At 69.4% G+C, this 13,259-nt stretch carries 6 protein-coding genes; 1 reads left to right on the top strand and 5 read right to left on the bottom strand.

The window, feature by feature from the left end:
• Nucleotides 1-21 precede the first annotated feature (21 nt).
• The 4 genes from ACEN9Q_RS07450 to ACEN9Q_RS07435 form a co-directional block, all read right to left on the bottom strand.
• Nucleotides 22-3,987, bottom strand: a complete 3,966-nt coding sequence (locus tag ACEN9Q_RS07450) for a TonB-dependent receptor (RefSeq protein ID WP_495627882.1) — start codon at nucleotides 3,985-3,987, stop codon at nucleotides 22-24.
• 185 nt (nucleotides 3,988-4,172) lie between these two features.
• The gene (locus tag ACEN9Q_RS07445) at nucleotides 4,173-5,156 is read right to left on the bottom strand and encodes a FecR family protein (RefSeq protein ID WP_056440757.1); all 984 of its coding nucleotides are present in this window, start codon (nucleotides 5,154-5,156) and stop codon (nucleotides 4,173-4,175) included.
• Nucleotides 5,140-5,724, bottom strand: a complete 585-nt coding sequence (locus ACEN9Q_RS07440) for an RNA polymerase sigma factor (RefSeq protein ID WP_495627881.1) — start codon at nucleotides 5,722-5,724, stop codon at nucleotides 5,140-5,142. The genes ACEN9Q_RS07445 and ACEN9Q_RS07440 overlap by 17 nt, the downstream gene beginning before the upstream one ends.
• A 215-nt stretch (nucleotides 5,725-5,939) precedes the next feature.
• The gene (locus ACEN9Q_RS07435) at nucleotides 5,940-8,561 is read right to left on the bottom strand and encodes a glycoside hydrolase family 3 C-terminal domain-containing protein (RefSeq protein ID WP_495627880.1); all 2,622 of its coding nucleotides are present in this window, start codon (nucleotides 8,559-8,561) and stop codon (nucleotides 5,940-5,942) included.
• Nucleotides 8,562-8,745: 184 nt separating this feature from the next.
• Between ACEN9Q_RS07435 and ACEN9Q_RS07430 the strand changes: the two genes are divergently transcribed.
• Nucleotides 8,746-11,106, top strand: coding sequence for a pectinesterase family protein (locus ACEN9Q_RS07430; RefSeq protein WP_495627879.1), 2,361 nt, complete (start codon nucleotides 8,746-8,748; stop codon nucleotides 11,104-11,106).
• A gap of 232 nt (nucleotides 11,107-11,338) precedes the next feature.
• Here ACEN9Q_RS07430 and ACEN9Q_RS07425 read toward each other — a convergent pair whose 3' ends face one another.
• The gene (locus ACEN9Q_RS07425) at nucleotides 11,339-13,018 is read right to left on the bottom strand and encodes a glycoside hydrolase family 43 protein (protein WP_082547911.1); all 1,680 of its coding nucleotides are present in this window, start codon (nucleotides 13,016-13,018) and stop codon (nucleotides 11,339-11,341) included.
• Between the last annotated feature and the right edge of the window lie 241 nt (nucleotides 13,019-13,259).

Here is a 13,259-nt window from a genome sequence, read left to right as displayed (position 1 = left end):
TTTGTCTCCTCACCAAGCTGCTTACATATTGCGGAAGTTGACCCCGACCATGATGCGGCGGCCCGCGTAGGCATAGTCCAGCAGGTTCGGCGTCCCCGCGGAGAACGGGGCGAAGCTCGCCTGGCTGTTCGACGTCGTCGCATTGCCCAGGTTGCGTCCTTCGATGAAGAACTCGACGTTCGGCTTCCACTTGTACGAGACCTTGCCGTCGATGAAGCGGGACGCGTCCCGGAAGTTCGGCGAGCCCGGGTTGTACGGGAAGCGGGTCGCGATCACGCCCACCGCTGGATAGTCGTTGACCCCGAGCTGGCCGCAGCCGGCGATGCAGGTGAAGTACGACGCCACGGACTGCACGGCGACCCGCGCCGACACCCTGCCGTCGTCGTACCACACCGCCCAGTTGTACGAATATTTCGATTCGCGCGCCGGCGGGAGCGGCGTGCCGGTCAGCAGGTCGACCACGTTTTCCGCCGACGTGGCCGAGCGCAGCCGCGTGTAATTGGCGTCGACGCCGGTATAGCGCAGCAACCAGGGCAGGAAGGTGAACGCCGTCCTGGTGCCGAGTTCGAGGCCCTTGCGCGTCGTCGCCGCGCCGTTCTGCCAGAGCGAATAATTGAAATCGAGCGCGCCGAGCGCGACGCCGGTGGTGGGATCGACGAGGCTAGAGCCGCCCGCCAGGGGGACGCTGCTCGCCCCGCGCGGCACGGCCGGGCCGACCTTCCCTTCCTGCCTGAACACGGCGACCGAGAACATCGTGTCCCGGTTCGGATAGTATTCGACGCTCAGGTTCTGGTTGACGTTGGTCTGCGCGCGCAGGGCCGGGTTGCCGATCGTGCCGCTGCAGCCCTGCGGCGCGCCGGGATTCGTGTCCTGCAGGGTGGCGTCGTAGCGGCACGTCCCGGACGGCAGCAGGTCCGCGACGGGCGGACGCGCCACGGCCCTGGCGTGGTTGTAGCGCGCCACCAGCCGGTCCGGCACGAGCCACAGCGCCAGGTTGTAGATCGGCAGGAAGTCGTGGCTGGCGGCGTCGATCGCCACCGGTTGCGAGACCGAGTTCGTCACCGTGCCGCCGGCCGCGCCCGGCCGGGCCGGGTCGTACGAATCGGTCTTCGTGACCGAGGTGAACGTCATCATGCCTTCGCCATGCACCTTCGTCCGGACGTAGCGATACCCCATGTTCCCGTCGATCTCCCAGCCGAACGGCAGCGCCAGTCCGAAGTCGCCCATGACGTAGAACGCGCTGGTGCGCTCGACCAGGTGCTGCTGCGGTTGCCGGTAGACCTGGCCGTCGCTGGCGGTGCACGACTTGACGCAGTCGAAATTCATGTTCGGCGTGGCGACCAGCGCGAAGGCCTTGTCGACGTCGATGCCGGTCCAGTTGTCCGGCAGTCCGGCCGCCCGCCCGCTGGCGCCCGCAAAAAACCCGGTGGGCGTGGCCTGCCCTTTCAAGGTTTGCGTGACGAGGTCCTGGAACTGCTGCGCCGTCAGCACCGTATTGCCGTCGAGCGCGCGGCGCGGGTCAAAGCCCGGCGTGAAGCCGTAGCGGCAGGCGTTGCCGCCGGCGCCCAGCGACCCTGGCGTGTCCTGGCAGCCGTTGAACGTGCTGCGGATGATGGGCGTCGGCAGCACCACCGCCGGCACGTAGCCGGGCCGGCCGAACGTGCCGACCGCCGCCCGCACGGTGTAGCCGCCGCTGTTGCCGGTGTTCGGGTCCCAGCTGTCGCGGCGCGTGTCGCGCAGGTTGACGCCGGCCTTGAAGCGCTTGAAGAAGGGGATCGTCTCCGGCGTCGCCCAGGTCACGTCGACCCTGGCGGTGCGCTCCCCGCTTTCCATCAGGCGCGGATTGAAATAGGTGCTGGGCTGCTGGGTCAGCAGCGGCTGCTGCGCGGCCGCGTAGGCGGGAAGCGCGCGTGTGTTGTAGGGGCCGGGTTGGACCGCGGACGACGCCGCGCCCGGCGTGAGGATCGCGTACTGGGCCGGGTCGGCCTGGTTGAAGTTGCTGGCGGCCGGGATGGCGTAGCCCCACAGCCCGTTCGGCAGCACGGCCATGGTCACGGGGCCGTAGTAGTCGCTGTAGCTCAGGCGCTTCTGGGCCCGTTCGAAACGCGACCTGGCGTCGCCGGCGAAGAACTCGGCCTTGAGCGGGCCGTCGCGGTATTCGCCGCCCAGTTGCAGGTATTGCGCCGTCGTCTTCGCGTATTCGTGCACCTGGTCGGTCGTGGCGCTCGCATCGCTGATCGTGTACCGGGTCAGGTGGTGGTTGGCGTCGGCGACGATGGAGCCGGGGACGATGTTCGCCACCGAGCTTTGCAACAGCGTGTTCGCGGACTGCGCCGGCGTGGCGTAGGCGTAGTAGCCCGAACCGGGCACCGGGGTACGCGTGCCGGCCTGCAGGTCGTCCACATAGGCCGGACCGGCATATCCCGGGCTGACGGTGCCGGACGGGTTGACCTGCACGCTGCCCAGCGTGTAGGTCAACTGGTGCATGTCGTCGTAGCGCCGGTTGTAGCTGCCCTTGGCATACACGGTCAGGCGGTCGTCGACCTTGAAGTCGGCGCGCAGGTCGAGGTTCTGGCGCTTGTCGAATTCGCGCTTGATCATGTAGCGCACATTGGACGGCGTGTAGTCGCTCCACTGGTTGAGGCAACTTGCCAGTTCGTTGATGCGCTGGTTCTGCGCGGCGCCGCGCGCGCTCGCCGCGATGGCGCTGCTCTGCGCCGCCGTCAGCGCGGGAAACGCGGCATAGCAGTCGGCCTTGGTGCCGGCGGCGGCCGACCGGGTCAGCACCTCGAGCGGCGTGGCCGCGTCGAAGGTGCCGCCGGCGGCCAGCGGCGAGCGCAGCATCGGCGTCGTCGCATTCGCATCCGCCGCGTTCATCGTCTCCGGACGAAACGTGAACGTCTTCGCGGGCGAGCCGTCGAAGTCGGCCAGCCGGTAATAGCCCTGCAGCGCCGATTGCGCCACCTGGGCCGAATGGGCCTCGTTGGCGAGCGTGGCGGACGACGCGTTCAACAGCACGCCCAGGCGGCCGTCGAGGTATTTGTGCGCCAGCACGACGTTCGCGTCCGGCTCCCAGATCCGGTTCAGCGAGCCGCGCGAGCCGGCCACGCGCACCGAGACGAAAGGCTTCTTGAAATCGAGGCCGGTGCGGGTCTTGATGATCACGCCGCCGCCGAGCGAGCCCTCGGTCATGTCGGCGGTCGCGCCCTTGATCACGTCCACGCTCTTGATCAGGTCCGACGACAACTGGCGGAACTCGGTGCCGCGGCCGCCGCCGCCGCCGTACATGTCGGTGCCGCCGGCCGACTGGACGGCCTGGCCGTCGATCTCGACGCGGGTCAGGTCGGGGCCGTTGCCGCGCACGGCGACGGTGACGCCTTCGCCGAAGTCGCCCCGGTCCAGCGACACGCCCGACATGCGCGAGATCGCCTCGCCGATGTTCCGGTCCGGCAGCGAGCCCACGTCGTCGGCCACGATCGAATCGAGCGCCGTCGCGGCGTTCTTCTTGCGTTCGATGCCGGATTGCTGCGATGCCCGGGTGGCGACCACCAGCACCTGCTTCACGGGGTCGTCGCCGCCGCCGGGCCGTTCCTGCGCGTTCTCCGCGGCTTGCGCCTGGGCGCCGGCGGGTGCGCCGCACATGAGCAGGAGCGCGGCCGACACGGCGCAGCACGCGGCCTTGCGCTGGCCGGGCACGTCCTTGTCGCCCGCCCGCTGGCCGTGCACAGGCGCCGATGGGAGGATGAACACGGCGCCGCTGGCGCTGACCTTGCCGTACAAGCCCGTGCCGGACAACAGGCGCTGCAAGGCGACGGACATCGGAAAACTGCCCCGCACCTGGTTCGTGCACACGTTGGCGAGGATATCCTCGGACGCCAGGATGTTGATGCCCGCCTGCTTGGCAAACACGTTGATCGTGCTCGTGGCGGGACCCGCGGGAATGTCGAACTGCTTGTCGACTTCCTGGGCGTGTCCGGCCTGTGGCATGACGGCCGCGCCGGCAACAAGAACAATGGCGGCAATGCTACCGCAATGATGTGTGACCATCACGCGTGTCTCCTTTACCTAGTCCTCTTATGAAACGGAATCTTTGCTCCGTTATGAATCAGGACGAACGGATCTCGAAAATCCCTGATTTTTTTGGCCAGGCGTTATAAGAATTGTCGGGGCGATCAGATGCTGTTCTTGTCGGGACCATCCCTGGCGCCGATGACGATGCTTTCGCGACCGACTTCGATCGGCACGTTGAGATAGGCGCCGATATCCTTCGCAAACTGCTCGGCCGCGTCGATCTGGTACTGCCCGAAGATGCGCTTGCCCTCCAGCGCAGGGTCCGAAATGATGATCTTCTTGACGCTGTAGCGATTGAAATCGGCGACCGCCTCGCCGAGGGTTTGCCGCGTGAATATCAACTTCCCCTCCCTCCATGCCAGTTTTCTCTGGATCTCCTGCGGCTGCCGCGCGACGGTGATCTGCGCCGTCCTGTAGGGAACGAAACTGCGTTGGCCGGCGGTCAGCAGCGCCTTGGCGTTGCCGGTCCATACCTCGACCGTCCCTTCGGTGACGAGGACCTCGGCGCCGTCCTTGAAACGACGCACGCCGAATGCCGTGCCGACCGCGCGCACCCGCACGTCGCCCGCTTCCACGACGAACGGTTTGGTCTTGTCCTTTGCGACCTCGAACCAGGCCTCGCCCTTGACGAGCGTGATCTGGCGCTTTTCGCTGGTCAGCCTGACTTCCAGCCGGCTGCTGCTGTTGATGCTGGCCACCGACGTATCCGCCAGCGCGACCCGCCGGAATTCGCCGCGCGCCGTCGACAACGTGGTGCGGCGCTCCGCCACGTTCAGCGAGACGCCCACGCCGAACAGGCCCAAGCCGGCCGCCCAGGCCCCGTATCTGAGCAGCGCGCGCCGGTTGGCGCCCTTCGGTTCGGACGCATCGGAGCGCAGCGCATAGCGGTCGTCGCCCGGATACAGATCGCGCTGCGCGACCGCCTGCGCGATTGCATTGTCGATGACGGTCGCGCGGATATACGCGCCCTTGTGCCGGGTATCTTCTTCAAGCCAGGCATCGAAATGCGCCCGCTCGTCCGCATCGAGTTCCCGTTCCGACTGAATCCGCAGCCATGCAAGGGCCTGATTATCGATCGCTGACATTGGTCTTTCCTGCCTTGTTAATCTTGCGCACCTTCATGCTGGGCGGTATGTCGTGGGCGCCCTGCCGTTTCATCATGTCGGAGATCAGCTCCATCCCCTTGGCCGATTCGTATTCGACGGCCTTTTCCGTGACGCCCAGCGAATCCGCGGTCTCCTTCAGCGACAGGCCATAGATCCGCCGCGCGCGGAACACTTCGCGGCAGCGGTCGGGCAGCTTGCCGATCAAGCCCATCACCCAGCGCAGTTCGGCGCGGCCGGACGCGATCCGCTCGGGGCCGGGCATGTGATCCTGGACGTCCAGCTCGCCCAGGTTGGCCATGATGTCGATATTCACGACGGCGTCGCGCCGGAGCCGGTCGGTGATGAGGTTTTTTGCGATCTGCACGAAGTAGCCGCGCGGGTCCTTGACGTGCGTGACGTCGTCCATCTGCATCACCTTGCAGTAGACCTCCTGGATCACGTCGTCCACGTCGGCCGCACTCGCGCAGACGCGCCGCAATCTGAGGCGAAACTCGGCTTCGAAGGGCAGCAGGTGCACCGTCAGCCAGTTGATAGTGTCTTGGTTCATGTTTTTTCTCGTGTCCCAATAGTATGGACGAGAGAAAACGGCTTTTCCCTAAAATATTTCGCGTTATCTTCGGTCGGGGCACGTGGGCATTTGGCGGTATTTACGTAGCGTCACGCGTGGGCACAGGGTGCCCACCCGACAAAAAAAGCCCGCCGGGCGGCGGGCCGAATCTGCCTCCGGGGAGACAGAACAGGAGTCTTGCCGAAAAAGCCACGTCAGAAGGCCGGCACCGCCTTTTGTCCGCTGACGGCGATCCGCACCCCGGCGCCGGCGGCCGGCCTGGCGCCGCCCGGCTGGCCGCCGCCGATCCACAGGTCCACGGCCCCCGGCGGCACCACGCGCCGGCCCGCGGCGTCGACGATGCTCATGTCCCGGGCATCCACCCGGAACGTGACGTCGCGGGTTTCGCCCGCTCGCAAATGCATGCGCCGGAAGTTCCTGAGGGACCGGATCGGGGCGTCGTCGGCCTGGCGCGCCACGTACAGCTGCACGACTTCGTCGCCGTCGCGGTTGCCCGTGTTGCGCACGGCGACGGTCACGTCGACGGCGTCGCCCGCCTCGATCGACCGGCTGGCAACCACCGGCTGTCCATACGCGAACGTCGTATAGCTCAGGCCATAGCCGAACGGGTACAGCGGCGCGCCGCCGAAATAGCGGTAGGTCCGTCCCTTCATGCCGTAGTCGCCGAATGGTGGCAGCTGGTCCGCGGACCGGTAGAACGTCACCGGCAGCCGCCCGGCCGGACTGAAGTCGCCCGCCAGCAGTTCGGCCACCGCCTGACCGCCCTCGCCGCCCGGATACCAGGCTTCGACGATGGCGGGAAGATGGGCGTCCGCCCAGTTCACGCTCAGCGCACTGCCGTTCATCAGCACCAGCACCACCGGCTTGCCGGTCGCATGCAGGCGCTCGAGCAGCTGTTGCTGCGGCGCCGGCAGGTCCAGCGTGGTGCGGTCGCCGCCCGCGAAGCCGGGCGCCTTGACACTCATCGCCTCGCCCTCGAAGCGCGCGGTCAGGCCGGCGACGAACACGATCACGTCGGCGTCGTGCGCGGCCGCGAGGGCGAGACCGTCGCTGGCGCTCGGACGGCTCCACTGCAGCCGGTGGTCGCCGCGCGAGCCCTTCTGCATCGCCTCGACGCGGATCTTGTAGACCTGGCCGGCGTTCAGCCGGACGTCGGTGTCGGACGTCGGCCACGCGATGTCCCACACGTCCGCCACCTGCCTGTCGTCCACATAGATCCGATAGCCGTTTTCGCCGGAATAGCGGAAGCGGTAGGCGCCGCTGTCGCGCGGACGGAGGTAGCCGGTCCAGCGGATCGACGTCGCGCGCTCGACGCGCGCCGGCGTGCCCCACGCGACCCGCGCATTGGCGTCGCTGCGCACAGCGGACGGCGTGCCGGCCAGCGTCGTGTTCCCGTATTCCTCGACCTTCAGCCCGGGCTGCGCCCAGGCCGCGTCCCGGCACAGCAGCGCGTCGGGCACGTCTTCCAGCGGCGGCCCGACCCAGCCCGTGCCTTCGACGAACGTGACCTGCGACCGGGCGAAACGAGCCTTGATGCCGGCATACACGGTGACCGGCTGCGACGGCGTGCCGTTGTAGTTGCCGACGAGCGGATCGACGCTGTCCGCGTTCGGGCCGACGACGAGGATACGGGCGGGTGCCGGTTTGAACGGCAGCACGCCGTCGTTCTTCAGCAGCACCATCGACGCGCGCGCCGCCCGGAGCGACAGCGCCCGGTGCGCCGGTGTGTCGAAGTCGCTGGCGGTGATGGCGGCGTACGACCCCGCGTCCGGCCCATCCAGCAGGCCGAGGCGCGCGCGGGCCGCCATCAGGCGGCGCACCGCCGCGTCGAGATCGCGCTCCGCGACGAGGCCCGCGCGGACCGCCTTGACCGTCACTGCCGGATCGGCCGTGTCGCGCGCACCGGCGGAGCAGAACAGGTCGGTGCCGGCCTTCAGCGCCGCGGCGGCCGCCTGCTCGGGCGTGGCGACGTAGCCGTGGGACTTGGCCTGGTGGATGTCGGCGACGGCGGCGCAGTCGGACACCACGTGGCCGTCGAATTTCCAGTCGCCGCGCAGCAGGTCCTTCAGGTAGTGCGCGTTGGCGCAGGCGGGCACGCCGTCGATCGCGTTGTAGGCGCACATGACGGCCTGCGACTTCGCCTCGACGACGGCCGCATGGAAGGCCGGCAGGTAGGTGTCGACGACGTCGTGCGGCGACGGATGCACGTCCTCGCGGTGGCGGTTCGATTCCGGCCCGCTGTGCACCGCGAAATGCTTGACCGTCGCCACCGTCTTGGGATGTTCCGGGTCGTCGCCCTGCAGGCCGCGGATGAACGCGACGCCCATGCGCGCCGTCAGGAACGGGTCCTCGCCCCAGGTTTCCTGGCCACGGCCCCAGCGCGGATCGCGGAAGATGTTCACGTTCGGCGACCACACGGTCAGCCCTGGACCGGCCGCCAGGCTGCCGTCGGGGCGGCGCCGCGCCGCATACTTGGCGCGGAATTCGGTCGCCGTCGTGTCCGCGATCTCGCGTACGAGCTGCGTGTCCCACGTCGCCGCCATGCCGATCGCCTGCGGGAACACGGTCGCCTCGCCGGTGCGCGCCACGCCGTGCAGACCCTCGTTCCACCAGTTGTAGGCGGGGATGCCCAGGCGCGGGATGGCGCGGGCGCGGTGCTGGATCTGTCCGGCCTTTTCTTCCAGGGTCATCTGCGACACCAGCCGCGCCGCACGCTGTTCGGCCGCGGTCGGCGCCTGCGCGCAGGCGGCACCCGCCAGCGCAACGAGTCCGCATGCGAAAAGGCGGCGCACCGCGCCGGCGGGGTGAAACGTCATGTCGTGGTCTCCTGTCATCATGGCCGCAGATGCTAGCAGGGCCGCCATTACGAAAAGGACCAGACGCCGTAGCGATTCTTGGGAAAACACCACGCCCGCCGCCGCCGCCGCGCCGGCGGTTTGCTAGCATCGTCCGGTGCCGCCGGCCCCGCCGGCATCCCGACTCCGAACCCTCATTCGCCTCATGAAACGACATCGAACCGCCCTCCTCCTCGGCATTGCGCTCGGCACGCGGATCGCGTCCGCCGCCGCTTGCCCGAACGGCGCCCGCGCCTGCGAAGACTTCGAACACGGCACGCGCCTGCGCGCCGCCGACGGCAGCGCGCCACAACTGCGCCCGCAGCAGGGCAGCACAAACCACGTCCTGCTGTTGCGCGGCGACGGGCGCCCGCTGCTGCTGCCCGCCGCGCCGCCCACGGGCCCCTATTTCGTCGAAGCGCGCCTGCGTCCGGCCGGCCCGGACGCGGCGCCGCGGCACGCCTACCTGATCGCACGCTATGCCGACGAACGCAACTGGCTCGGCCTGGCGCTCGCCACCACGCCGGACGGTAAACGGCTCGCGATCGACATCGTGCGCATGCGGGACGGCCGGATCACGCGTCTCAAGCAGGGCGGCACGCGGGTCGACGCGCCGGATGCCTTCACCACGCTGCGCCTGGACGTCGACGGCACGGCCCTGGCGATGTACGTCGACGGGAGCCGCATCAACGGCGTCGACGAGCCGTCGCTGCCGCCCGCGCGCGTGGGCGTGCTGGCGCAGGACGGGGACTTCGAACTGGACGACCTGCGCGTCGGTGACGTGCGCGTAGGCGACGCCCGCGTCGCACCAGTGCGCGTCGGCCTGGCGCGCATGTCCGGCCGGCTCGACCTGCAGGCCGGCGACGCGCCGCAGCGCTACCTCGTGCGCGCGAGCGCAGGCGCGGGCGCGGGCACGGGCGCGGGCGCGACCGGCGCCACGCTGCCGTTTGCCGTCGCGTCGAGCGCGCCCGACATCGCCACGGCAAGCATGGACGGCGACGCAGTCGTCATCACGCCGCTGCGCGCCGGTGCCGCCACGATCACCGTGTCGAGCGCCGCGGACAACAACGCCGCCACGACGCTCGCGGTCCGCGTCGGGCCGGCCTTCGCGGCGTCCGACCGGGTCTACGACTTGCGGGGCAAGGCGATGCCGGCGGCCGGCGCGGCCGACGTCCAGGTCGACACGCCGCTGCGCCTGCGCTTCGACGCCGCACCAAAGCCCGGGCCCGGCGCCTCGGTGCGCATCTTCCGCGCGGCCGACGACGCGCTGGTCGACGTGCTGCGCCTCGACGGCGACGTCGACGCCATCGGCACGAGCGCGGACGGCCGCCGGCGCGTGGTCCGCTACGATCCGGTCCGCGTCGACGGGCGCGAGGTGACGATCCGGCCGCACGACGCGCGGCTCGCCTACGGCACCGAATACTATGTGCTGGTCGATGCCAACGCCTTCCCCGGCGCGCGTCTCGCGGGGCAGCCGTTCGACGGGATCGGCAAGGCCGCGCTCTGGCGTTTCACCACGCGCGCGCGCATGCCCACGGGGCGCGACCTGACCGTCGACGACGACGGCCCGGCCGATTTCCGCACCGTGCAGGGCGCCCTCGACCACGTGATGCGCAACGTGCCGCGCGCGGCGCCGGTGACGATCGACGTCGCCGCCGGCCGCTACGACGGCCTGCTGTACCTGCGCGGCAAGGACAACGTCACCTTGCGCGGCGCGGGCCGCGACGGCACCGTGATCGCGGCCGAAAACAGCGACGGACCGAATCCGGGCGCGGGCGGCAGCCAGGACGCGCTGGCGCCGGGCACGAACGGCGGCCGCTCGGTGTTCCTGATCGAGGACGCCGACCTGGTCACGCTCGACAATCTCAGCGTCGTCAACACGACGTGGCTCGCGAGGACGACCGGCGGCCAGGCCGAAGCGCTGAATTTCGCCAGCGACGGGCGCTTCGTCGCGACCAACGCCCGCTTCGCGAGCGAGCAGGACACGATTCTGCTGCGGGGCTATACGTGGTTCTACCGCAGCCTGATCGAAGGGAACGTCGATTTCATCTGGGGCTACAGCCCGGCGTCGCTGTTCGAAGACAGCGAGATCCGCACGGTCGGCAACAGCGCCGCCGCCGCGAAGGGCGGCTACATCGTCCAGGCCCGCACGCCGGCGCGGGCCGACCCGGGCTTCGTCTTCCTGAACAGCCGCATCACGCACGGCCCCGGCCCGGCCGGCAACGACGCGCCGGCCGGCGCGAGCTTCCTGGCGCGCCCCGGCAGCAGCTGGGACAACGTCAGCTACATCAACTGCCGCATCGACGACCATATCGCGCCCCGGGGCTGGAGCGGCCAGCCGCGCGGCGGGACCGGCTGGTTCGAATACAACAGCATGGACATCGCGGGCCAGCCGCTCGATCTCTCCGGCCGCGGCGGCGGGCAGGTGCTGACGGCCGCGCAGGCCGCGCGTTTCTCGAGCCGCGCCCGCGTGTTCGCGGGATTCGACGGCGGCAAGGGCTGGAATCCGCGGGCGGCGCGGGAATGACGGCGTGATTGGACCGTGTGCGACCGGATGGTTCCGGACAAACGATGGCCCGCGCGCCCCCCTGGACGGCGTGATTGGAGCCGATGCGGCCGGATGGTCCCAGTCAAACGATGGCCCGCGCCCCCTGAACCGTCGCCCCCGCGCAGGCGGGGGCCCAAGTCCGGCGCGCGTCCACGTAACGTAATCGGGTCCCCGCCAGGGCCGACGGCCAGTCCGGGAACGACGCCGCTCCTCAGTGCGCGGTGACGCGGAAGTAGTCGACGTCCAGGCTCGCACCCGCCCCCGCCGCCTGGCTCCCGACACTGAATAAGCCCATCTGCGCCCCGACCCAGCGGCCCTTGCTGGCCGTGAACGGCTCCGCCACCGGCACGAAGGCCGTGCCGCCGCTGCGGTACGAGAAGTGCGCCACGCCGCCCTCGCGCATCTCCATGCGCAGGTCGAGATCCGCTGGGGCGGACGGCAGCACGACGCGGGTCGATTCCGTGCAACGCACCCTGGCCGGGGTGCAGGTCGTGTAGACGAGCTGCGTCGCGGCCCCGGCCTGGCGCAGGCCCAGCCAGGCGTACTGCATGCCGTCGAGGATCAGGCCGGCGCGGTCGCCGTCGCGCGCGCCGTTCAGCCGGACATGCGTGTTGACGACGAAGGCCGGCGCCGGCAGCTTCTGCAACAGGAGCGCCGGCGCGCCGCGCACATAGTCCGCTTCCGGCGCGGGTTGCGTGAACAGGCGCAGGTGGCCCGGGCGCGCGGCCAGCGAATACCAGCCGGCCTGGCTGTTGGCGTTCCACTGCCATTGCAGGCCGAGCGCCGGTCCGTCGAATTCGTCGGACGTCGGCGGCACCCGGACCGGGCCGCCGGCCACCGGCTTGGCGTGGACGAGCACGGGCTGGCCGGTGCCGGGCTTCGGACCGTCCTCGCCGATCACGGGCCAGCCGTCCGCCCAGCGCATCGGCTGCAGGTGCACGACGCGGCCGTACGCGCCCTTGTCCTGGAAATGCAGGAACCAGTCCTTGCCGTCCTGCGCCCGCACCCACGCGCCCTGGTGCGGGCCGTTGACCGGCGTCGTGCCCTGGTCCATCACGGTCCGCACCTCGTACGGTCCGTGGATGCTGCGCGAGCGGAACACCGCCTGCCAGCCCTCCTCGACCCCACCGGCCGGCGCGAACACGTAGTACCAGCCGTTTTCCTTGTACAGCTTGGGGCCCTCCAGCGTGCGGTAGCCGGGCAGCTTGTTGCCGTCGATGATGGTGGCGCCCGCGTCGTCGAGCAGGCGGCTGCCGTCCGGCGCCATGCTGCGCAGGGTCAGCAGGTTGTTGATGCCGGCGCGGCTTCTGGCCCAGCCGTGCAGCAGGTAGGCCTTGCCGTCGTCATCCCACAGCGGCGTCGGATCGATGATGCCCTTGCCCGGCAGGAGCAGGTGCGGTGCGCTCCACGGCCCCGTGAAGCGCTCGGCCGTGGTGACGAAAATGCCGAGGTCCGGGTCCGGGTAGAAGATCCAGAATTTGCCGTCGTGCCAGCGCAGGCACGGCGCCCACACGCCGTCGCCGAGGCGCGGCACGGCGAAGCGCTCGGCCGGCACGAGGTTCGGCAGCGCGTGGCCAACCAGTTCCCAGTTCACCAGGTCCTTCGACTGCAGCAACGGCAGTCCGGGCGCGCTGTTGAAACTCGACGAGGTCAGGTAGTAGGTGTCGCCGACGCGGATCGCGTCCGGGTCCGAATAATCGGCATGCAGCACCGGATTCCGGTAGCGGCCGTCGCCCAGGTCGGCCACCCAGGGTTCGTCGGCGCCCGGCGGCCGGGCGGCGGGCGCCGACTGGCACCCGGCCGCCAGCACGGCCAGCAGGACGGCGCCGGCGATGCGGCCGGAGGTGGCGAAATGCCCGTGCGGCGAGCGGAATGGAAATGGTGTGGACATGCTGCTGCGTCTCCTTGCGTGTTGTCGGTGTGGCGGAACTGGCCGGTCCAGCCAGTTTTACATCAAAAGGTTAGCAGAGCAAAATCTGGACCGACCAATTCATTAAATTGGTCTGCCAATAATCACAATGTGGTTTGGTGAGTTTCACAACGGTCCAACCCGACTCCTCGCTTAATCTATGTCCGACCGCCGGATCTGGTACGCAATATATAACGTACACATCGCCAGCCGCGGAAAGAAC

Source organism: Massilia sp. Masssp93 (assembly GCF_059491295.1).
Note: the sequence above shows the minus strand (reverse complement) of the source record. Positions and strands in the feature narration are given on the sequence as shown.